Source organism: Pseudomonas sp. OV226 (assembly GCF_003148705.1).
In the GTDB taxonomy this organism is placed as follows: domain Bacteria; phylum Pseudomonadota; class Gammaproteobacteria; order Pseudomonadales; family Pseudomonadaceae; genus Aquipseudomonas.
In genome coordinates this window covers 456432-478853 of record NZ_QGGS01000003.1, presented here as the reverse complement: position 1 = coordinate 478853, position 22422 = coordinate 456432, and the positions used below count along the sequence as shown (strand labels likewise).

Sequence of the window (22422 nt, the reverse complement as noted above, 5' to 3'; positions counted from 1 at the left end):
AACACGCCCATGCGCCCGCTTAGCGCCAAGTCATCCGCGTCACGTCGTCAGTCCTTGAGCCTGACGCGCGGCAGCTGGATCAGCCTGTTCGCCATGCTGATGATCTTTATCGGACCGCTGATTTCTCAGTCGATGCCGATGGATCAACGCGCCTCTTCAATGACCATGAACATGTCGATGGACATGAGCATGGACATGGATATGTCGGCAATGGAGCACGCCGACCACGGCGCGCAACCCACTGCCGAGCATTGCCCGCCTACCACGTCGCACCACGCGATCTGGGAAAAATGCGGCTATTGCAGCCTGCTGTTCAATTGCCCGGCGCTGACCGGCGGTGTTTCGTTTACCGCCTTCGATACCCCGCCAGCCCCCACGTTCACCACCCCGTCCACCCGCCTGGGCCACGCCCGGCAAACCGTCTTCCCCGGCGCCCGAACCCGCGCCCCACCCGTCGTCGCGTAAACACCCCACCGCTGATTTCACACGGTTTAGAAGACAGCCAAAGGCTGCCGGCCGTGTCGTTTACGACTGTTCGATGGAAATTGTCATGTCCAGGTTTTCTGCTGACTCACGCTTGAGCGCTGCCCAAGCAACTTTCGCCCTGAACGAATCCAGTGTTCGTTTCAGGCACGCCACCGCATTGCTGTGTGGCGCCTTATTGACCCCGATGGCGATGGCTAATGAACACGCCGGCCACGCTGAAGAACTGAGCCCGACGGTGATCACCGCGATCGCCCCGAGTTCACCGCTGACCATCGTCACCAACCCCAAGGACCCGCGCCAACCCGTGCCGGCCAGCGACGGTGCCGACTACCTGAAAACCATCCCCGGCTTCGCCCTCGTGCGTAACGGCGGCACCAATGGCGACCCGGTGCTGCGCGGCATGTTCGGCTCGCGGATGAACATCCTCACCAACGGCGGCCAGTTACTCGGCGCCTGCCCCGGCCGGATGGATGCCCCCACCTCCTACCTTTCGCCGGAAACCTACGACAAACTCACCGTCATCAAAGGCCCGCAAACCGTGCTCTGGGGCCCGGGTGCTTCGGCCGGGACCATCCTGTTCGACCGTGAACCGGAAAGCTTCGGCGAACTCGGCTCGCGGGTGAACGCCAGCGTATTGGGCGGTTCCAACGGTCGTTTCGACAAAGTAGTGGACGCCGCTGCCGGTGGCTCGCTGGGGTACGTGCGGGTGATCGGCAACACCGCGCATTCCGACGACTACCGCGACGGCAACAACGACACCGTGCCGTCGCGCTACGACAAGTGGAACGGTGACGTCGTGCTCGGCTGGACCCCGGACGCCGACACACTGCTGGAATTGACCGCCGGCAAAGGCGACGGTGAAGCGCGTTACGCCGGGCGCGGCATGGACGGTTCGCAGTTCAGGCGCGAAAGCCTGGGCCTGCGTTTCGAGAAGTCGAACATCGGCGACGTGCTGGACAAGGTCGAGGCGCAGATTTACTACAACTACGCCGACCACGTGATGGACAACTACACCCTGCGCACGCCCTCCGGCACCGGGATGATGTCCGGGCCGATGGCGTCGAACGTGGACCGCCGAACCCTCGGCGCACGAATCAAAGGCACCTGGCGCTGGGCCGACATTCAGCTGATCAGCGGCATCGACGCGCAAACCAGCGAACACCGCCAGCGCGGCAGCATGGGCATCGACACCTACAAAAACCTGCCATACACCGAGGACGCCGACTTCCACAACTACGGCGTCTTCGGCGAACTGACCTGGTACGCCGCCGACCGTGACCGGCTGATTACCGGCGCACGCCTGGATCGCGCGACGGTCAAGGATTACCGGCAAACCATCGGCTCGGGGATGATGACGCGCCCCAACCCGACTGCCGACGACACCCGCGCTGACACCCTGCCCAGCGGCTTCGTGCGTTATGAACATGACCTGGCTGACAGCCCAACCACCCTGTATGCGGGCCTCGGCCACACCGAGCGTTTCCCGGATTACTGGGAACTCTTTTCACCCAAGAACGGCCCCGCCGGCTCGGTGAATGCCTTCGATTCGATCAAGCCCGAGAAAACCACGCAGATCGACTTCGGCCTGCAATACAAAAACCAAGACCTCGAAGCCTGGGCCTCGGGTTACATCGGCAAAGTGCACGACTACATCCTGTTCAACTACACCCCGACCATGATGGGCACCACCTCCCAGGCACAGAACATCGACGCGCGAATCATGGGCGGCGAGCTCGGTGCGGCGTATCAACTGACGTCCAACTGGAAAACCGACGCCACCCTGGCCTACGCCTGGGGCAAGAACAGCAGCGACGGCAACGCGCTGCCGCAAATGCCGCCACTGGATGCGCGTTTCGGCCTGACCTACAGCGAAGACAACTGGAGCGCCGGGGCCTTGTGGCGCGTGGTCGCGGCGCAAAACCGCATCGACCTGAACAAGGGCAATGTGGTCGGCAAGGACTTCGGCAAGACCCCGGGTTTTGGCGTGTTCTCGCTCAACGGTGCCTACCGGATCAACCAGAACTGGAAGGTCAGCACGGGCGTCGACAACCTGTTCGGCAAGGCCTACGCCGAGCATTTGAACCTGGCCGGCAACGCCGGTTTTGGCTACCCGGCCAATGACCCGCAAGCCATTAAAGAACCGGGGCGAACGCTCTGGACCAAGGTGGACATGAGCTTCTAACAAGAAAAGTAAAAGATCGCAGGCTACGCCACGCGCACCCCCTGTAGGAGCTGTCGAGTGAAACGAGGCTGCGATCTTTCACAAACAATTAAAACGCCAAGCGGAGCACAACCGATGAAACAGCCCAAAGTGAATTTCTACAACCTGGCCTGGCGCTGGCATTTCTATGCCGGTCTGTTCGTGGCGCCTTTTATGGTGATGCTGGCCCTGACCGGCACTCTCTACCTGTTCAAACCGCAACTCGATCCGTTGATGTACGGCAGCCTGATGAACGTCCCGGCCGGCCACCACACCGTGTCCGCCGATGACCTGCTCAAGCGCGTGAAAGAGGCTTATCCACAGGCAACGATCAAACAGTACCTGCCGCCGGTCAACGCCGAACGCAGTGCGCAATTCGTCGTGATCAACGGCGGCACCGAATTGAACGTGTTCATTGATCCGTACCACGGCGACATCCTCGGTGAGCAAGACGCCAAGAAGAACCTGCAAGCCATCGCACGGGCGATTCACGGCGAGCTGATGATCGGCACCGTCGGTGATCGACTGATCGAAATGGCCGCCGGTTGGGGCATCGTGCTGGTGGTGTCTGGTGTGTTCCTGTGGTGGCCGCGCGGCCAGGCAGCGGGCATTTTGTGGCCGCGCCTGAGCAGTCGCGGTCGTGTGCTGTGGCGTGACCTGCACGCCGTGACCGGTTTCTGGGGCGCGTCGTTGCTGTTGGTGATGTTGCTCAGCGGCATGACCTGGACCGGTTTCTGGGGAGAGAAATACGCAGGCGTCTGGAACGTGTTCCCGGCCGCCATGTGGGACAACGTGCCCAAATCCGATGAACAGGCCCGCAGCCTCAACACCGCCACGCGCCAGACCGTGCCGTGGGCGATGGAAAACACGCCGATGCCGATGTCTGGCGACCACGCCCAACACATGGCCCACGGCGGCACGCAAGCCGGCCCCGCCGCACCGACCATCAGCCTGCAAGACGTGCAGGACATCGCCGAGCAACGCAACGTCGAGCCGGGTTACAGCATCACCTTCCCGAAAACCGCGACGGGCGTGTTCACCATCGCCGTGTTCGCCGACGACCCGCGCAACGACGCCACGCTGCATGTCGATCAATACAGCGGTGAAGTCCTCGCCGATGTGCGTTTCGAACAGTACGGCACCGTCGCCCGCGCCACCGAAATCGGCGTGATGCTGCATGAAGGCAAGATGTTCGGCGTGGTCAACCAGATCATCGTCCTGCTGATTTGCCTGATGATTCTGCTCAGCGCCGTCAGCGGCGTGGTGATCTGGTGGAAGCGCCGTCCGCAAGGCAAGTTCGGCGTTCCACCGCTGCGCCACGACCTGCCGAAGTGGAAAACCGCGACGGTCATCATGCTCGCACTGGGCGTGATGTTTCCGCTGGTGGGGGCTTCCATGGTGGTGGTCTGGGCGCTGGACCGGGTGCTGCTGGCACGCCTGACTCGACAAACTGAAACGGGCCCGGTTGTCTGAGTAATGAACGGATACCGAACCGTGCAAGCAACATGAGGAATAGGGGCTGGTGCTCGCTCTGGCCCCGTTCAAGTTACCCGCCTCAGCAAGGATCAACCTGAAGGTAGCCGTTGCAATTGTGGACACTACTCAATGCGTCCATGTCGATGTCCCGGGACAGATTGGGTACGCCACCACCGTACTGATTCTCGCAAGTAACGGTCATTCGACACTGGCCATTCTGCAGGTCGATGACCATCGGCACGACCTGATCTGGCGAGGTAGCATTTGAGTACTCCTTGCAGCTTTGGCTAACAGGATTCTGCTTCCAGGCGCTGATGCAGTCTTGTCCGGCAGTGGCCGCGGCAGCGCTCCATAGAACCAGCACACAGGCCAATGTTGTGATGGTGAAGATCGGCATGATCAGTATCTCTCTGCCCATGAAGAGATTTAACGCTAACGCTCGCGAGGACCACGGTCTACTGTCACAAATGACAGTCCGGCATAACTTTTGGCGATTGAATGAATCTCAAACCAGCAAACTGAATCGGTCTCATCTTCATCATGAAACAGGCGAGATGCGCGGATTAGAGAGGTCTGTAGACTCCCCGCGCTTATCTTGCGGTCATTTTTAGTGTTACTGTGTAACGCAAAATGACGCTCTGACCCTAAGACCCCATCGCGAGCAAGCTCGGCTCCTACAGGAATTGCATGAACCCGTATCGCGATGGCGCTGCGTGACCCTGTAGGAGCCGAGCTTGCTCGCGATGGCGCCATCAGCAATACCCAATATCTCCGAGCAAACGCATGACCTCGCTGAACCTCTCCCACCTCGCCTGGACACCCCAGGGCCATGGCCATTGTCATCACCAGTTCCAGCTGCGTGATGCCTCCTTGCACGTGGCCGCCGGTGAGTTCGTCGGGTTGATCGGCCCCAATGGCAGCGGCAAGACCAGCCTGTTGCGGTGTGCCTGGCGCTTCAGCAAACCCGAAAGCGGCGAGGTCCGGCTCGACCATCAAAACGTCTGGAAACAGTCCTCGCGCTGGTGCGCGCAACGCATCGCCGTGGTGCTGCAAGAATTCCCGGACGCGTTCGGCCTGACCGTCGACGAAGTTGTCGCCATGGGCCGCACGCCACACAAAGGCCTGTTCGATGGCGACACCCTGGATGACCGGAACCTCGTGACCCAGGCGCTGGAATCGGTAGGCCTAAAAGGCTTCGAAGACCACGCCTTCGCCACCCTCTCCGGCGGCGAAAAACAACGCGTGATCCTCGCCCGCGCCCTGGCCCAGCAACCGCAACTGCTGATCCTCGACGAGCCGACCAATCACCTCGACCCGCGCTATCAGCTCCAATTGCTGCAACTGGTCAAACGCCTGCAAATCGGCACCCTGGCGAGCATCCACGACCTCAACCTCGCCGCTGCTTTCTGTGACCGCTTGTACGTGATCAATCACGGCCGCATCGTCGCCAGCGGCACACCCCGGGAAGTGCTCACCGAGGCATTGCTGCGCAACGTCTTCGGCGTCGACGCCTTGATCGATGAACACCCCCTGCACGGCTACCCACGAATCACCTGGATAACCCAACCATGACTTTGCGTTCCCTGCTGTGCGCCGCCCTGTTGCTGGGCAGCGCCCAGGCATTGGCCGAGGCCACTCATTACCCGTTGACGATTCAAAGCTGCAATCGCGAAGTCACCTTCCAGCACGCGCCGAAACACGCGGTCAGCCACGACATCAACATGACCCAGATGATGCTCGCCCTCGGCCTCAAGCCGAGCATGGCCGGTTACAGCGGCGTGACTGGCTGGAAGTCGGTGACGCCCGAGATGCAGAGCATCCTCGACGGCTTGCCAGAGCTGGCGGCCAAGTACCCGTCGGTGGAAACCCTGCTCAACGCCAACGTCGATTTCTTCTTCGCCGGTTGGGATTACGGCATGCGCGTGGGCGGAGACCTGACGCCGCAAACCCTGCAACCGCTGGGCATCAACGTCTATGAACTGACCGAGTCCTGCGCGTTCGTGATGAGGCGCCCCGCCGCCAGCCTGGAAGACACCTACAACGACCTGCGCAACCTCGGCAAAATCTTCGACGTGCAGGACCGCGCCAACGCCTTGATCGCGCAGATGCAGGCGCAAGTCGACGAGGTGCGCCAGGACCTGCCGGCGGACAAACCGCGCGTGTTCCTTTACGACAGCGGTGAAGACCGCGCCATGACCTCCGGCCGCCTCGGCATGCCGCAAGCGCTGATCGATGCGGCGGGCGGGCGCAACATTCTCGATGACGTCGACGCGAGCTGGACCCGGGTCAACTGGGAGAACGTGGTCGAGCGCAATCCGCAGGTGATCGTGATCGTCGACTACGGCGAAGTCACCGCCGAACAGAAGGTGCAATTCCTGCTCAACAATCAAGCGCTGCAATCAGTGGACGCGATCAAGCACCAGCGCTTCATCATCATTCCCTACGTGCAGGCGACGCCGGGCATCGACAACGTGTTGGCGGTCGCAACCCTGGCCAAAGGTTTCCACGGCGAATGATCAACCATCGTTACGCGTTGTGGCTGCTGGCCCTCGGCGCGTTGTTACTGGTCTCGTGCGTGGTGTCGCTGGGCTTCGGCCCGGCGCGGGTGCCGGTGGACGTGGTGTGGCGGATTTTGCTGCACAAGGCATTGGGTGTTGGCGACGTGAACTGGAGCGCCGGGCAGGAGCACATTGTGTGGCTGATCCGCGTGCCGCGCATGTTGCTCGGTGCATTGGTCGGCGCTGGGTTGGCGTTGATTGGCGCGGTGTTGCAAGCGGTGACGCGCAATCCACTGGCCGACCCGCACCTGCTCGGCGTGACCTCGGGTGCCACCCTCGGCGCGGTGATCGTGGTGCTGCATGTCGGTGAAATCGTCGGCCTGCTGACCTTACCGATGGCCGCGTTTATCGGCGCGCTGGTGAGCATGTTGCTGGTACTGATGATCGCCAACCGCAATGGGCGACTGGACAGTGACCGGTTGCTGCTGTGTGGCGTGGCGGTGTCGTTCGTGATGATGGCGATTGCCAATCTGCTGCTGTTTCTCGGCGATCACCGTGCCAGTTCCGCGGTGATGTTCTGGATGCTCGGCGGGCTCGGGCTGGCGCGTTGGGAATTACTGGCGGTGCCGGCAGCCAGCGTGTTGCTGGGGTTGGTGTTGCTGCTGGGCATGGCCCGACCGCTGAATGCGTTGATGGCCGGCGAACAGACGGCGGTGACCCTGGGGCTCAATGCGCGCACCGTGCGGTTGCGGGTGTTTTTGATTGCATCACTGATGACCGGGGTGCTGGTGTCGATCAGCGGGTCCATCGGCTTTGTCGGGCTGATGGTGCCGCACATTGCGCGGCGCCTGGTCGGGGCGGAACACCGGCGATTGTTGCCGGTGTGCGTGTTGCTCGGCAGCGTGTTTCTGGTCTGGGTCGACGTCGCCGCCCGCACCCTCATCGCCCCCGAGGACTTGCCCATCGGCGTCGCCACGGCGGCCATCGGCGGGTTGTTCTTCATCGGCCTGATGCGCCGCCGTTGACGCTCACAAGAACACCACTGAACTCTGTGGGAGCGAGCCTGCTCGCGAAGACGACGGCACATCAATCGGGGACTGGCCAACCAGACGTATGTCTCCGTAGCGGGAGGCGTGACCGAGGAGTGGATCCGACAGCAGATGCGACTGCTGGGCGTGGTCGCCACCTTGATCACCGTCGACTCCACCACCGCAGGCCTCAAGCTGGCGGCCAAAGGCAAGGCCGATGCGATGTTCGCCGAGCGGATGACACTCAAGAACCTCCTCGACCATCAGTACCCCAACGGCCCGCGCTTTGCTTCAGGGCGCTGGAACCACAACGTAGTTCACGTTGCTCCCTTGATACTGTGGCTGATACCAGGTTGACCCGCACTGTAAATACGTCGTGTTGTTGCGCATGACCTGCGAGCAATCGTTGGGCATTTCGTCAGGCTCCATGATTGACCCGATAGCCGCTGCGGTAACCGCTACCGTAGCGCCTACCACTAATGCCGCCGCGAGCGGATTATCGAAGTCATCATCGTCGTCATAGTGGCCGTAACCATCCGCATTGACGTTGACGTTACGGTTGATGTTGCCATTGTTGACGTTGCGGTTGACGTTGCCATTGTTGACGTTGGCCCGGTTGCCTACGTTGTTCCCGGCAGCGGTGCGGTTGCCGGCATTCACATTATTGCCAGTACGGTTGGTCGCATTGAGGTTGTTCGCCGTATTGGCGCGGTTCTCGGCGTTGACGTTTTTCCCCGCATTGGCACGGTTCTCGGCCTTGACGTTTTCCCCCGCATTGGCACGGTTCTCGGCGTTAACGTTTTTCCCCGCATTGGCACGGTTCTCGGCCTTGACGTTATTCCCCGCATTGGCACGGTTCTCGGCCTTGACGTTATTCCCCGCATTGGCGCGTTGACCCGTATTGGCTTTGTCCCCTGCGTTGGCGCGATTACTCGGTTTGGCAGTGTTCGCGCGTTGCTGTGGCGGATTGACCCGTTGAGCCCTTTGCGCGTTGGCTGGCGGTGGCCGGTTCACCGAAGTCTTGGCCTGCCCTTGAGCACGTTGAGGTCTGGCATCGGCCATGGGGATTGTACCGACGGTGAGTACCGATGCGGTTGCGAACGCAAACAACAGGTTCCACGCCAATGTGCGTTTCATGTCATTGCCCTCCCTGCTCAGCCACTTTTTTCAACGGAATAGCTGCATCGCCTTTGCCCGGTTTGAAGGTGAACATTGACTCCTTCAACTGCGGTTTCAGATTCCAGCGATATACCGCGCTGTATTCCGGAAAACTGGGTGCATCGGTGGTGGTAATCACCAGCTTGCACGGTAGCGGTGTTTGCGAACGAGTGATCCACAGCTGCCAGTCGACGCCCTCCTGCCTGAACGCCAAATGGTCACACAGCTTGCCGTCGATCGTCGAAGGCCCAACGTAGGCCGCTTCCTTGAGTGCATCAATTTGCGACTGATCGCTGCCGAACAGGAACAGGTCCTCCATGGGCACTTGAATACCGTAATGTTCCTCGAACAGGTGCAGGGCTTCGGACAGTGTTGGCGGCGCGTCTACTGTTGTGTAGTACTTGAGGAATGGGGCGTATTGGGTCAGCTGCTTGCCGTTGTAGAACAGCTCCCGGTTGCGCACGTCGCCGTCTGCCTTAGCGTAAAACCGATTGTGGTCGAGGACTTTCAGCGTATTGGTGGATTGGGTTTTGATCTTCTGCCCAGACTCAAGAACCGAGTCCCGCGTCACTTCGGCGTCCACCTGAAACTTCGGCAAACTGCGCAGGTAATTGCCCATATCAATGAGCTTGTCGACAACACGTGTGTTGATTAGCGGGTTGCTCGGCGTCGCGGGCGGATCCTCTGCATGGGCCACGGATGCCAGGGCCACGGAGAACATCAGGCAGAAAACACGCGTGCTGGCTTTCATACATCCCACTCCTGGCTCGACGTTGATGTGAAACAACACCCTATTCACATGACTGCTGGCTGAGCCTAGTTCGCCATTGACCACAACGCCACTAAGGCGGGTCTCGTCGGTTTGCGGGTTTGAATGTTGTTTGGTGTTGGCCTCGTCACCGGTTCAACCCGCGCTGTCCGAGTGCCATCGGAGTCATCCCGGCATGGGGCGACAGCTGTTTACAGCGCTGAAAACCACCGGCACCTCAGTTTCGTTTACCGGTGTTTTTTTGCATCAAGCAATAAAAAGCCATCAGTCCACCGGATGGCCCTGTTATCAATTCGCATAGCATTTGACCAACCGCTTAATAGGATTACAGTCTAAGTGAAAGGTCGACCCCGTCGGTCTTTGAGCCGCAACGGCTGTCGCCACGCAGGTTCCTCAACGGCAGGTACAAAAACGGAGTATTGCTCATGATCAAATACCTTCGAATGATCGCAATGATTTCAATCTTCGCGATCGCTGCGGGCTGCCAAATGAATCAATCAACTTCCGCCTCTAGTGCGAAGGCTGCTAACGCGGAAATGGACCGCGACGCGAAGGCGGCGTTACAGAGTTTGTATACCAAAACGCCGCAAGCGCGCGCCCTCGCGCAGCGAGCCAAGGGTATCCTCGTTTTCCCTGATGTGCTGAAAGCGGGCCTCATCGCCGGCGCACATCATGGCGAAGGCGAATTGATCGAGAACGGAAAAGTCACGGGATACTACGCCACCACAGCAGCCTCATACGGCCTTCAGGCGGGCGTGCAGAGGTTTGGTTACGTGATGTTCTTCATGACCTATTCAGCGATGAACGATCTGAAAAATGTTAATGGATTTGAGGTCGGCGTGGGCCCAAGCATCGTGGTCGTAGATTCAGGCATGGCCAAGTCGATGACTACCTCAACGGCTCAGTCCGATGTCTATGCGTTCATCTTTGATCAAAAGGGCTTAATGGCCGGGCTGGGATTGCAGGGTTCAAAAATTACCAAGCTCAGTCGCTAACCAGCATGTCCTGCGTACCGGAGGGGCTTAGTTGAACTGACACCCCCTGTTTGCGCCAAGATGCGCTGTATCGATGAATGGTTTCGATCAAATAGTTGGGCGATCTGCTGGAGAGCAGTCGCCTTACTGCCAGTGATCCCACATCAGTTTTTTCTGGCTTTCGGTGTAATAGATCCGAGATCTCTTTCATCTGCAACACGCCTTCTACTTACACAGAATTTAGTTGTGTTGCATCGACCTGCTGAATCCACAGTCCCTGGCTGCCCTTAGCGGAGGGCAGCAATGGGGCGCTCTCTGCCGGTCGTCACTACGGCGTGTGCTGGTCAAGTCGAATACAAACAATTGGTCAGCACGGATGCAATTGACCGGTCAGGGGCAATGCAAATGGGTGCTCAAGTCCATGCAAATACGCACAAACCCGCTCTCGCAGGGGAGTTGTGATTCTGGGCTTGTTTATGTGTGTTTATACGGACGCAAAAAGTCAGGACGTTTCCCACGGGTTTTTCAGGTTGTTCGTCGGACGTGAGCTGTCTAGTCTGGGGCCGTCACTGCACATCAGTGATCGGGCGTGAGAACCCGGGAAATATAGCCACGCAGTACTCGTATCAGCATAATTGCCGTCAGCTTATCCGCTGCCTGCAAATGCGTTATGGCGGCTGTGTGTGGGCGGACTTCGGTCCGGCCGGTTTCTTGGCTTCCCGGTTTCTCACCCTGCACATAGCTGCCTCCCTCTTCGCCGCGTGAGAAACGGCAATTGGTGGCTCCAACTTGAAACCAAGGTATTCACATGAATAAGAAGCTCGTACCAGATCCACCCATCGACACCACCATCTCCGATCCCGAAACATCTCGCGACGAAGATCTGCTCAGGGACCGCGACGCCATCAAACGCGCCCTCGACTACTACCTCGATCCCCCGGCGCACTACACCGAAAAACCCCGCCGCCCCAGCACCATGTTCATGATCGCCCCGAACAACGACACCGAAAGCCTGTTGGTCAACGCCTGTGAATCCCTGGCATCCGCCAGCGTCATGGCCAGCGATTTCGCCACCGACCTGATCGGCCCGCAACGCCACAAGGCGATGGCGATCCAGCAGATCATCATGCTCGCGGAACTGGCCGTGAACCGCGCGGTGGATAACGTCGTCCCCACTTAGAAACACCGCAAAAAAATGTAGGAGCGAGCCTGCTCGCGAAGACGGCGGCACATCCAGCATCAATGTGACTGACACACCGCTTTCGCGAGCAAGCCCGCTCCCACATTTGATCGATGTTGCTTGCAAGGACTACGCCCCAATGTGGCGCACCTCGTCGCACCACCGCCCCGCCCTCGTCCCTTCCTGGTGCGCCGCCAACTCGCGCAACCGCTCTAAACCGACATTTCCCTGCCTTTCGCCGACCGGGCACAGCCCTTGCAAAACACCCTTCAGTAGTCCGCATCTGCCAACCAAGAAAATTCATAAGTTCATGGAGATCGCACAATGAAGCGTCGTAGCTTGATCAAGGCTTTCACACTCTCGGCATCCATTGCCGCGATGGGCATGACCTGGACCGTCCAGGCCGCCGAGACCATCAAGGTCGGTATTCTGCATTCGTTGTCCGGCACCATGGCGATCTCTGAAACATCGCTCAAAGACATGGCGTTGATGACCATCGACGAGATCAACGCCAAGGGCGGCGTGAACGGCAAGATGCTGGAGCCAGTGGTCGTGGACCCGGCGTCGAACTGGCCGCTGTTTGCCGAAAAGGGCCGACAGTTGCTGACTCAAGACAAAGTGGCCGTGGTGTTTGGTTGCTGGACTTCCGTGTCGCGTAAATCGGTATTGCCAGTGTTCGAAGAACTCAACGGCTTGCTGTTCTACCCGGTGCAATACGAAGGCGAAGAGATGTCGCCGAACGTGTTCTACACCGGCGCCGCACCGAACCAGCAGGCGATCCCCGCCGTTGAATACCTGATGAGCGAAGAAGGCGGCAGCGCCAAGCGCTACTTCTTGCTGGGCACTGACTACGTCTACCCGCGCACCACCAACAAAATCCTGCGTTCGTTCCTGCACTCCAAAGGTGTGGCCGACAAGGACATCGAAGAGGTCTACACCCCGTTCGGTCACGCCGATTACCAGACCATCGTTGCCAACATCAAAAAATTCTCGGCCGGTGGCAAGACTGCCGTCATCTCGACCGTCAACGGCGACTCCAACGTGCCGTTCTATAAAGAACTGGCCAACCAGGGCCTGAAAGCCACCGACGTGCCGGTCGTGGCGTTCTCGGTGGGTGAAGAAGAACTGCGCGGCATCGACACCAAGCCGTTGGTGGGCAACCTCGCGGCGTGGAACTACTTCGAGTCCGTCGAGAACCCGCAGAACAAGAAATTCGTCGCCGACTGGAAAGCCTACGCCAAGAAACACAACCTGCCGGGCGCCGACAAAGCGGTGACCAACGACCCGATGGAAGCCACCTACGTCGGCATTCATATGTGGGCGCAAGCGGCTGAGAAAGCCAAGTCCACCGACGTCGACAAAGTCCGCGAGGCCCTCGCCGGCCAGACTTTTGCCGCGCCGTCCGGCTACACCCTGACCATGGACAAGACCAATCACCACCTGCACAAACCGGTGATGATCGGCGAGATCCAAGCCGACGGTCAGTTCAACGTGGTGTGGCAGACCGAAGGGCCGATCCGCGCCCAGCCGTGGAGCCCGTTTATCGATGGCAACGACAAAAAGCCTGACTATGCGATGAAGAGCAACTGATTCCCGGGAATAAGCCCCTAACCCTGTAGGAGCCGAGCTTGCTCGCGATTGCGGTACGTCAGACACACCGCCATCGCGAGCAATCTCGGCTCCTACAGGGTCCATCGTCGCCTTTCAGGACGTAGCTATGTCCCTTTATCGCCTGCTTCTCACCATAACTTTTTTGCTGTTGCCGATGGTTTCCCACGCCAGCGACGCCGAAGACTTCGTCGCCGCCAACCCCGTGCAGCAAGCCAAACTGCTGGAAGCCTGGGCCGCGCAGCCCGATTCGGCCCGTATCGAACTGATCAACGCCCTGCAACAAGGTGAGTTGACCGTCGACGGCCAAGCCAAAACCCTGCGCCTGAATAATCGCCTGCGGGGTCTGATCGACACCGCACTGGCCAGCCACCAATTGCTCGCCGCCGACGCCAAAACCCGTCTGACCGCTGCGCAACAACTGCAGAAAAGTGCCAAACCCGCACAGCTGAAATTCCTCGGTCAGCAACTGGCGGGCGAACAGGACGAAAGCGTCCATGCCGCTCTCAGCCTGGCGCTGGCCAACCTTCAACTGGTCGACACCGACCCGGCTGTACGCCTCGCCGCCATCCGGCTGCTGGGTGAAACCGGCGACCCGTTGGCCCGCACTCGCCTCGAAAGCCTGCTGGAACCGGGTGTCGAAGCCGACGCCACGGTGCGCACCGCCGCCGAAACCAGCCTCGCCCAAGTCAAACGCAAACTGCTGATCGGCGAGATGCTCGGTCAGGCGTTCAGCGGCATGTCCCTCGGTTCGATTTTGCTGCTCGCCGCCCTGGGCCTGGCGATCACCTTCGGCCTGCTCGGCGTGATCAACATGGCGCACGGCGAGATGCTGATGCTCGGCGCGTACTCGACGTACGTCGTGCAGATGCTGCTCCAGCGCTTCGCTCCGCAGGCCATCGAGTTCTACCCGTTGATTGCCTTGCCGGTGGCGTTTTTCGTCACCGCCGCCATCGGCATGGCGCTGGAGCGTACGGTGATTCGTCACCTCTACGGCCGCCCATTGGAAACGCTACTCGCCACGTGGGGCATCAGCCTGATGTTGATTCAACTGGTGCGCCTGGTGTTCGGTGCGCAGAACGTTGAAGTGGCCAACCCGGCGTGGTTGTCGGGCGGGATTCAAGTGCTGCCGAATCTGGTGCTGCCGTACAACCGCATCGTCATCATCGCCTTCGCGCTGTTTGTGGTGGTGCTGACCTGGCTGTTGTTGAACAAGACACGACTGGGCCTGAACGTGCGCGCCGTCACCCAGAATCGCAACATGGCCGCGTGCTGCGGCGTACCCACCGGGCGCGTGGACATGCTCGCCTTCGGCCTCGGCTCGGGCATTGCAGGCCTTGGTGGCGTGGCCCTCAGCCAGATCGGCAACGTCGGCCCGGACCTCGGCCAGAGCTACATCATCGACTCGTTCCTGGTGGTGGTGCTCGGCGGTGTCGGTCAGTTGGCCGGTAGCGTATTGGCCGCGTTCGGCCTGGGGATTGCCAACAAGATTCTCGAACCGCAAATCGGCGCCGTACTCGGCAAAATCCTCATCCTCGCGCTGATCATTTTGTTCATCCAGAAGCGTCCGCAAGGCCTCTTCGCACTGAAAGGACGGGTGATCGACTGATGAACCAGCCCCTGCTCGTTACTGCCACACAAAAAGCCGGCCCCACCGCCACGATTGCCGTCGGTGCGGTCGTCCTCGTTCTGTTGCTGGCATTGCCACTGCTGTCGTTGTTGCCGGCGGACAGTGCATTTCACGTGTCGGCTTACACGCTGACGCTGGTGGGCAAAATCCTCTGCTACGCCATCGTCGCCCTCGCACTCGATCTGGTCTGGGGATACGCCGGACTGCTGTCCCTCGGCCACGGCCTGTTCTTCGCCCTCGGCGGTTACGCGATGGGCATGTACCTGATGCGCCAGGCATCGGGCGATGGTTTGCCGGCGTTCATGACGTTCCTGTCGTGGACTGAATTGCCGTGGTACTGGACCGGCACCAGCAGCTTCCTCTGGGCGATGTGCCTGGTGGTGTTGGCCCCGGGGTTGCTGGCGTTGGTGTTCGGCTTCTTCGCCTTCCGCTCGCGGATCAAGGGCGTGTATTTCTCGATCATGACCCAGGCCCTGACCTTCGCCGGGATGCTGCTGTTCTTCCGCAACGAAACCGGGTTTGGCGGCAACAACGGCTTCACCAATTTCCGCACCATTCTCGGCTTCGGCATTACTGAACCGGGCACCCGCGCCGTGTTGTTTTTCGCCACGGTGGTGTTGCTGGTCGCCAGTTTGTTCATCGGCTGGCGCCTGGCGCAGAGCAAGTTCGGCCGGGTGCTGACGGCGCTGCGCGATGCGGAAAACCGCCTGATGTTCTGCGGCTACGACCCGCGCGGTTTCAAGTTGTTTGTCTGGGTGTTGAGCGCAGTGTTGTGCGGCTTGGCCGGGGCGCTGTACGTGCCGCAGGTCGGGATCATCAACCCGAGTGAAATGTCGCCGACCAACTCCATCGAAGCAGCGGTGTGGGTCGCTTTGGGTGGTCGCGGAACCTTGATCGGCCCGCTGCTGGGCGCCGGCGTGGTCAACAGTATGAAGAGCTGGTTCACCGTGGCGTTCCCGGAATACTGGCTGTTTTTCCTCGGCGCGCTGTTCATCGTCGTGACCTTGTATCTGCCTAAAGGCGTGATCGGTCTGCTGAAGAAAAGGGGCGAACAATGAGAATCACACCGACGGCGGAATTCATGCTCGAACCTGCTTTTTTTCCTGTGGAACCGAATAAGGATGCCGGCACCAGCCGCGATTCCATTGGTCTTGGCCAACGCGTCGGTCCGGGCCTCGATACCCGCCACGGCACGATCCTGACCCTGGAAGACATCAGCGTCAGCTTCGACGGCTTTAAAGCGCTGAACGCGCTGAACCTGTACATCGGCGTCGGTGAACTGCGCTGCATCATCGGCCCCAACGGCGCGGGCAAAACCACGCTGATGGACGTGATTACTGGCAAGACCCGCCCGAGTCACGGCAAGGCCTGGTTTGGTGAAACCCTGGACCTGACGCAGATGAGCGAAGTGCAGATCGCCCAGGCCGGCATCGGGCGCAAGTTTCAGAAGCCAACGGTGTTCGAGGCTTTGAGCGTGTTCGAGAACCTGGAGCTGGCGCAGAAAACCGACAAGTCGGTGTGGGCCAGCCTGCGCGCGCGCCTGAGTGGCGAACAGAAAGATCGCATCACTGACGTGCTGGAAACCATTCGCCTGACGACGTCGGTCAATCGTCCGGCGGGTTTGTTGTCCCATGGTCAGAAGCAGTTTCTGGAAATCGGCATGCTGCTGATGCAAGACCCGCAACTGCTGCTGCTCGACGAACCGGTGGCGGGCATGACCGACGCCGAAACCGAATTCACCGCCGAGTTGTTCAAAAGCCTGGCCGGCAAGCATTCGCTGATGGTGGTGGAGCACGATATGGGTTTCGTCGGCTCGATTGCCGACCACGTCACCGTGTTGCACCAGGGCAGCGTGCTGGCCGAAGGGTCGCTGGAACAGGTGCAGGAGAATGAGCGGGTGATTGAAGTGTATCTCGGTCGCTGAACCTGCAAACACCTTGATCGTTCCCACGCTCCGCGTGGGAATGCCGCCATGGACGCTCCGCGTCCGCCGTTATGTGACGCGGAGCGTCACGGGATGCATTCCCACGCAGAGCGTGGGAACGATCACTGAGGAGAATTTGAGAATGTTGCAAGTCGACAAGCTGCACCAGTATTACGGCGGTAGTCACATCCTGCGGGGCCTGACGTTTGAGGTGAAGGTCGGCGAAGTCACCTGCCTGCTCGGCCGCAACGGGGTGGGCAAGACCACGCTGCTCAAGTGCCTGATGGGTCTGCTGCCAGCCAAGGAAGGTGCGGTGAATTGGGAAGGCAAACCGATCACCTCCTTCAAGCCGCACCAACGCGTGCATGCCGGCATCGCCTACGTGCCGCAGGGCCGTGAAATCTTCGGCCGGCTGACCGTGGAAGAAAACCTGTTGATGGGGCTGTCGCGTTTTCCCGGCAGCGAAGCCAAGGAAGTCCCGGCGTTCATCTACGAGCTGTTCCCGGTGCTGCTGCAAATGAAACAGCGTCGCGGCGGCGACTTGTCCGGCGGGCAACAGCAGCAGCTGGCTATCGGCAGGGCCTTGGCCAGCCGCCCACGGTTACTGATTCTCGACGAGCCCACCGAAGGCATCCAGCCGTCGGTGATCAAGGAGATTGGCGCGGTGATCAAGAAACTCGCGGCCCGCGGCGACATGGCGATTTTGCTGGTGGAGCAGTTTTACGATTTCGCCGCTGAACTGGCCGATCAATATTTGGTGATGTCCCGGGGCGAGATCGTGCAACAAGGTCGCGGCGAAAATATGGAAGCCGAGGGTGTACGCGGTCTGGTTACAATCTAATCTGTAGCGTCCTAACGATAATTAGACATCATGAATTCACCTCTTCCCACTGCCCCGTTTACCCCGAGCTGGCACGCCGAACTGGAGTTGGGTTACGCCCGATTCGGCGACAGCACGCGCCCGGTTCAGCGCCGCCACAAAGGCCCGCTGCGAGTGCAAAAGCACCTGTATGCCGAAGGTCCCGAGGTGTGCCAGCACATTATCGTTCATCCGCCGGGCGGGATTGCCGGCGGTGATCGGCTGGACATTTCGGCCAGTGTCGGCACCGATGCCTGGGCGCAAATCACCAGCCCCGGCGCGGCCAAGTGGTATCGCGCGGCGGGGGCCGCCTATCAGACGCTCGACTTGAAAGTAGGCGCTGGCGCGACACTGGAATGGTTGCCGCAAGAGACGATTATCTTCAGCGATGCACAGGCCGAACTCAGCACCTCGATTGACCTGCAAGGCGACGCCCGGTTGTTCTACTGGGACGTGGTGGCGCTGGGTCGTCCGGCCAGCGGCGAGCGTTTTGACCTTGGGCATTTCCAGGCACAGCTGGACATCCGTCGCGACGGTCAGTTGCTCTGGCACGAACGCCAGCGCATTGTCGGCAATGACGGCTTGCTGGATTCACCGATCGGGCTGGACGGGCAACCGGTGTTTGCGACGTTGCTGGTGACGGGGGAGATCGACAGTGAGCTGCTGGAATCCTGTCGCTCGCTGCCCAATGCCGTGCGCGGGGATTTGACCCAGTTGCCGGGGCTTTTGGTGGCTCGGTGCCTGGCCAGTGAAGCGCTGTTGGCGCGCGGTTGGTTGATTGATTTGTGGCGACTGCTCCGGCCTGCCTTGCTTGGCCGGGAAGCGGTCCCACCGAGAATATGGAGCACCTGAAACACAATCCCCCTGTAGGAGCATGGCTTGCCCGCGATGAACGATAACGCGGTGCATCTGATACACCGCAGCGTATCAATCGCGGGCAAGCCTTGCTCCTACAGGTTGAGTGACCTTTTAACTGCCGATATGGATTCCAACGATGGACCTGACCCCACGCGAAAAAGACAAGCTGCTGATCTTCACCGCCGGCCTCGTGGCCGAGCGGCGTTTGGCGCGCGGCGTGAAACTCAATTACCCGGAAGCCATGGCCTACATCTCCGCGGCCCTGCTCGAAGGCGCCCGTGACGGCCAGACCGTGGCCGAGCTGATGCACTTCGGCACCACGCTGCTCAGCCGCGAACAAGTCATGGAAGGCATCCCGGAAATGATTCCGGAAATCCAGGTGGAAGCGACGTTCCCCGACGGCACCAAACTGGTCACCGTCCACCAACCCATCGCCTGAGGAGCCGCCATGACTTACCACATCCGCGATGCGGTATACGCCGACCTGCCGGCGATCCGCGATATCTACAACGATGCCGTGCTCAACACCACGGCGATCTGGAACGAACAAGCCGTCGACCTGGGCAACCGTCAGGCCTGGTTCAGCGCCCGGCAAGTCCAGAATTACCCGATCCTGGTGGTCGTCGACGCTGAAAACAACGTGCTCGGCTACGCTTCCTTTGGTGACTGGCGGCCATTCGACGGCTTCCGCCACACCGTCGAGCACTCGGTTTATGTGCGCAGCGACCAGCGTGGCAACGGCCTCGGTCCGCAATTGATGAGCGTACTGATCGAGCGCGCCAAGGGCTGCGACAAACACGTGATGGTTGCGGCCATCGAAAGCGGTAACGCGGCGTCCATTCGCCTGCACGAACGCGCCGGTTTCATCACCACCGGGCAGATGCCGCAAGTTGGTACCAAGTTCGGTCGCTGGCTGGACCTGACCTTCATGCAACTGACCCTCAATCCTGGCGCGGAGCCGCCTGTCGCCAGCAAGGAGTAACGCCCGATGAACGCCGCCCAACTGCGACGCGTCAATGTTGAAAGCTTTGCGCACTACCGCCAGGGTTTGATTGATCTGCTGCTCGACGCCGTCGGTTATGGCGCCAGCGTCGGCTTCATGGCGAATCTGGATGCCACCCAGGCACGCGCCTATTTCGATGACGTTCAGGAGAACCTGAACAAGGACAACGTGCTGCTGTGGGTGGTGGTCAAGGACGAACAAGTGCAGGCCAGCGTGCAGCTGACCTTGTGTCAGAAAGCCAATGGCCTGAACCGCGCCGAAGTGCAAAAACTGCTGGTGCGTGAGCACGCGCGCCGTCGCGGCTTGGGTCAGCAATTGATGAGCGCGCTTGAGGCGGCGGCCTTGCAGCACAAGCGCGGCATGCTTTACCTCGACACCGAAGCGGGGTCGCCGGCGGAAGATTTCTACAAGGCGCTGGGTTACACCCGGGCGGGGGAAATCCCCGACTACGCCTGCGATCCGAGCGGGCGCTACAAACCCACCGCCCTCTACTACAAGATTCTCCAAGGAGCCCATTGATGATCCCCGGTGAATACCAGATCCAGTCCGGCGACATCGAACTCAACGCGGGTCGTCGCACCGTCAGTTTGAAAGTGGCTAACAGCGGTGACCGGCCGATCCAGGTCGGCTCGCATTACCATTTTTTCGAAACCAACGACGCCCTGACCTTTGACCGCGCCGCCAGTCGCGGCATGCGCCTGAACATCCCGGCCGGCACCGCCGTGCGCTTCGAACCGGGGCAGAGTCGCGACGTCGAACTGGTCGACCTGGCCGGGCATCGCCGGGTGTTCGGGTTTGCCGGGCGGATCATGGGTGATCTCGACTGACATTTGCAGTGCTTTCAAAAGATCGCAGCCTCGCTTCGCTCGACAGCTCCTACAGGGACCGCGTGCGCACAGGCTGCGTGAACACCTGTAGGAGCTGTCGAGCGCAGCGAGGCTGCGATAGCGAGCTATGCAAGCGGTCTCAAAAACAATTGAATCCCAAGGCAAGCCCATGAAAATTTCTAAACAGGCCTACGCCGACATGTTCGGCCCCACCGTCGGCGACAAGGTCCGCCTGGCCGATACCGAACTGTGGATCGAGGTCGAAAAAGACTTCACCACCTACGGCGAAGAAGTGAAGTTCGGTGGCGGCAAAGTCATCCGTGACGGTCAGGGCCAGAGCCAACTGCTGGCCGCGGACGTCGTCGACACCGTGATCACCAACGCACTGATCATCGACCACTGGGGCATCGTCAAAGCTGACGTCGGTCTCAAGGACGGCCGCGTCGCGGGAATCGGCAAGGCCGGCAACCCGGACGTGCAACCCAACGTCACCATCGCCATCGGCGCCGGCACCGAAGTCATCGCCGGTGAAGGCATGATCCTCACCGCTGGCGGCATCGACACGCACATCCACTTCATCTGCCCGCAGCAGATCGAAGAAGCCCTGATGAGCGGCGTCACCACCATGATCGGCGGCGGCACCGGCCCGGCGACGGGCACCAACGCGACAACCTGCACCTCCGGGCCGTGGCACCTGGCGCGCATGCTTCAGGCCGCCGACGCGTTCCCGATGAACATCGGCCTCACCGGCAAGGGCAACGCCAGCCTGCCGGAACCGTTGATCGAACAGGTCAAGGCCGGCGCCATCGGCCTCAAGCTGCACGAGGACTGGGGCACGACCCCGGCGAGCATCGACAACTGCCTGAGCGTTGCCGACCAATACGACGTTCAGGTGGCGATCCACACCGACACGCTCAACGAATCCGGCTTCGTCGAAACCACCCTCGCCGCGTTCAAGGGCCGCACCATCCACACCTATCACACCGAAGGCGCGGGCGGCGGTCATGCACCGGACATCATCAAGGCGTGCGGCTTTGCCAACGTGCTGCCGAGTTCGACCAACCCGACCCGGCCGTTCACCCGCAACACCATCGACGAACACCTCGACATGCTGATGGTCTGCCACCACCTGGACCCGAGCATTGCCGAAGACGTGGCCTTCGCCGAAAGCCGCATCCGTCGCGAAACGATTGCCGCCGAAGACATCCTCCACGACCTCGGTGCGTTCTCGATGATCAGCTCCGACAGCCAGGCCATGGGCCGCGTTGGCGAAGTCATCACGCGCACCTGGCAAACCGCCGACAAGATGAAAAAGCAGCGCGGCCCGTTGCCCGGTGATGGCGAGGGCAACGACAACTTCCGCGCCAAACGCTACATCGCCAAGTACACCATCAACCCGGCGATCACCCATGGCATCAGCCATGAAGTGGGCTCGGTCGAAGTGGGTAAATGGGCCGACCTGGTGCTGTGGCGCCCGGCGTTTTTCGGGGTCAAGCCGACGCTGATCCTCAAGGGCGGCGCCATCGCGGCCAGCCTGATGGGCGATGCCAATGCCTCGATCCCGACACCGCAACCGGTGCACTACCGTCCAATGTTCGCCAGTTATGGCGGCTCGCTGCACGCTACCAGCCTGACCTTCATCAGCCAGGCTGCTTCGGACGCCGGGTTGCCCGAAGCCTTGGGCCTGAAGAAGAAAATCGCCGTGGTCAAAGGCTGTCGCGAGGTGCAGAAAACCGACCTGATCCACAACGACTATCTGCCGAACATTGATGTCGATCCGCAGACGTATCAGGTCAAGGCCGACGGCGTTTTGCTGTGGTGCGAACCCGCCGATGTGCTGCCGATGGCCCAGCGGTATTTCCTGTTCTGATGAGTTGAGCCGCACAAAAAAGGCCTGGATGCTCGCGCAGATCCAGGCCTTTCTTTTTATGGTTTGTCAGACAT

The 22422-nt window shown here is 60.4% G+C and carries 22 protein-coding genes and 1 pseudogene; 20 read left to right on the top strand and 3 right to left on the bottom strand.

The window, feature by feature from the left end; genetic code table 11:
• The first annotated feature begins 9 nt into the window (after window positions 1-9).
• The 3 genes from C7534_RS08190 (at window position 10) to C7534_RS08180 (ending at window position 4159) form a co-directional block, all read left to right on the top strand.
• Window positions 10-465 carry a DUF2946 domain-containing protein gene (locus C7534_RS08190; protein WP_109785485.1) on the top strand — a complete coding sequence of 152 codons (456 nt, stop codon included), beginning with the start codon at window positions 10-12 and terminating at the stop codon, window positions 463-465.
• 85 nt (window positions 466-550) lie between these two features.
• Window positions 551-2668 carry a TonB-dependent copper receptor gene (locus C7534_RS08185; RefSeq protein WP_109785484.1) on the top strand — a complete coding sequence of 706 codons (2118 nt, stop codon included), beginning with the start codon at window positions 551-553 and terminating at the stop codon, window positions 2666-2668.
• A gap of 114 nt (window positions 2669-2782) precedes the next feature.
• On the top strand, window positions 2783-4159 hold the full coding sequence (locus C7534_RS08180) for a PepSY-associated TM helix domain-containing protein (protein WP_077432409.1): 1377 nt from the start codon (window positions 2783-2785) through the stop codon (window positions 4157-4159).
• 82 nt (window positions 4160-4241) lie between these two features.
• Here the strand turns inward: C7534_RS08180 and C7534_RS08175 are convergent, their stop codons facing one another.
• Window positions 4242-4559, bottom strand: coding sequence for a hypothetical protein (locus C7534_RS08175; protein ID WP_077432408.1), 318 nt, complete (start codon window positions 4557-4559; stop codon window positions 4242-4244).
• 386 nt (window positions 4560-4945) lie between these two features.
• Between C7534_RS08175 and C7534_RS08170 the strand changes: the two genes are divergently transcribed.
• The 4 genes and pseudogenes from C7534_RS08170 to C7534_RS08155 all read left to right on the top strand — a co-directional run.
• On the top strand, window positions 4946-5734 hold the full coding sequence (locus C7534_RS08170) for an ABC transporter ATP-binding protein (protein WP_109785482.1): 789 nt from the start codon (window positions 4946-4948) through the stop codon (window positions 5732-5734).
• A complete protein-coding gene (locus C7534_RS08165; RefSeq protein WP_109785481.1) occupies window positions 5731-6678 on the top strand; it encodes an ABC transporter substrate-binding protein in 948 nt (315 codons plus the stop codon). Before C7534_RS08170 ends, C7534_RS08165 begins: the two co-directional genes overlap by 4 nt.
• The gene (locus C7534_RS08160) at window positions 6675-7685 is read left to right on the top strand and encodes a FecCD family ABC transporter permease (RefSeq protein ID WP_109785480.1); all 1011 of its coding nucleotides are present in this window, start codon (window positions 6675-6677) and stop codon (window positions 7683-7685) included. The genes C7534_RS08165 and C7534_RS08160 overlap by 4 nt, the downstream gene beginning before the upstream one ends.
• 51 nt (window positions 7686-7736) lie before the next feature.
• Window positions 7737-7946 (top strand): annotated as a pseudogene (locus C7534_RS08155) (amino acid ABC transporter substrate-binding protein); the annotation flags it as partial.
• A gap of 33 nt (window positions 7947-7979) precedes the next feature.
• On the opposite strand, the gene C7534_RS08150 reads toward C7534_RS08155, so the two are convergent.
• Window positions 7980-8825, bottom strand: a complete 846-nt coding sequence (locus C7534_RS08150; protein ID WP_109785479.1) for a hypothetical protein — start codon at window positions 8823-8825, stop codon at window positions 7980-7982.
• Window position 8826: 1 nt separating this feature from the next.
• Entirely contained in the window at window positions 8827-9597 is a 771-nt protein-coding gene (locus C7534_RS08145; RefSeq protein WP_046033022.1) for a DUF2092 domain-containing protein, read from the bottom strand.
• A 443-nt stretch (window positions 9598-10040) separates the two neighbouring features.
• Here C7534_RS08145 and C7534_RS08140 point away from each other — a divergent pair, with 443 nt between their 5' ends.
• The 13 genes from C7534_RS08140 (at window position 10041) to ureC (ending at window position 22348) form a co-directional block, all read left to right on the top strand.
• Window positions 10041-10610, top strand: coding sequence for a YSC84-related protein (locus C7534_RS08140; protein ID WP_077432405.1), 570 nt, complete (start codon window positions 10041-10043; stop codon window positions 10608-10610).
• 787 nt (window positions 10611-11397) lie between these two features.
• Window positions 11398-11769 (top strand): DUF6124 family protein, encoded by a 372-nt coding sequence (locus C7534_RS08135; RefSeq protein WP_109785478.1) that lies wholly within the window; start codon window positions 11398-11400, stop codon window positions 11767-11769.
• A 324-nt stretch (window positions 11770-12093) separates the two neighbouring features.
• Window positions 12094-13359, top strand: coding sequence for an urea ABC transporter substrate-binding protein (gene urtA, locus C7534_RS08130; protein WP_046033026.1), 1266 nt, complete (start codon window positions 12094-12096; stop codon window positions 13357-13359).
• A 127-nt stretch (window positions 13360-13486) separates the two neighbouring features.
• Complete coding sequence (urtB, locus tag C7534_RS08125) at window positions 13487-14986, top strand: urea ABC transporter permease subunit UrtB (RefSeq protein ID WP_109785477.1); 1500 nt, start codon at window positions 13487-13489, stop codon at window positions 14984-14986.
• Window positions 14986-16065, top strand: coding sequence for an urea ABC transporter permease subunit UrtC (urtC, locus tag C7534_RS08120; protein WP_109785476.1), 1080 nt, complete (start codon window positions 14986-14988; stop codon window positions 16063-16065). The genes urtB and urtC overlap by 1 nt, the downstream gene beginning before the upstream one ends.
• On the top strand, window positions 16062-16931 hold the full coding sequence (gene urtD / locus C7534_RS08115) for an urea ABC transporter ATP-binding protein UrtD (protein WP_046033029.1): 870 nt from the start codon (window positions 16062-16064) through the stop codon (window positions 16929-16931). Before urtC ends, urtD begins: the two co-directional genes overlap by 4 nt.
• 142 nt (window positions 16932-17073) lie before the next feature.
• Window positions 17074-17772 carry an urea ABC transporter ATP-binding subunit UrtE gene (gene urtE / locus C7534_RS08110; RefSeq protein WP_046033030.1) on the top strand — a complete coding sequence of 233 codons (699 nt, stop codon included), beginning with the start codon at window positions 17074-17076 and terminating at the stop codon, window positions 17770-17772.
• A gap of 30 nt (window positions 17773-17802) precedes the next feature.
• The gene (locus tag C7534_RS08105) at window positions 17803-18642 is read left to right on the top strand and encodes an urease accessory protein UreD (RefSeq protein WP_109785475.1); all 840 of its coding nucleotides are present in this window, start codon (window positions 17803-17805) and stop codon (window positions 18640-18642) included.
• A 142-nt stretch (window positions 18643-18784) separates the two neighbouring features.
• Complete coding sequence (gene ureA / locus C7534_RS08100) at window positions 18785-19087, top strand: urease subunit gamma (protein WP_007907366.1); 303 nt, start codon at window positions 18785-18787, stop codon at window positions 19085-19087.
• A 9-nt stretch (window positions 19088-19096) separates the two neighbouring features.
• Window positions 19097-19630 carry a GNAT family N-acetyltransferase gene (locus tag C7534_RS08095; protein ID WP_109785474.1) on the top strand — a complete coding sequence of 178 codons (534 nt, stop codon included), beginning with the start codon at window positions 19097-19099 and terminating at the stop codon, window positions 19628-19630.
• Window positions 19631-19636: 6 nt separating this feature from the next.
• Window positions 19637-20170 (top strand): GNAT family N-acetyltransferase, encoded by a 534-nt coding sequence (locus C7534_RS08090; protein WP_109785473.1) that lies wholly within the window; start codon window positions 19637-19639, stop codon window positions 20168-20170.
• Window positions 20170-20478: an urease subunit beta gene (locus C7534_RS08085; protein WP_046033034.1), complete on the top strand. Its 309-nt coding sequence runs from the start codon at window positions 20170-20172 to the stop codon at window positions 20476-20478. The genes C7534_RS08090 and C7534_RS08085 overlap by 1 nt, the downstream gene beginning before the upstream one ends.
• A gap of 169 nt (window positions 20479-20647) precedes the next feature.
• Window positions 20648-22348, top strand: a complete 1701-nt coding sequence (gene ureC, locus C7534_RS08080) for an urease subunit alpha (RefSeq protein WP_046033035.1) — start codon at window positions 20648-20650, stop codon at window positions 22346-22348.
• The last annotated feature ends 74 nt before the right edge of the window (window positions 22349-22422 follow it).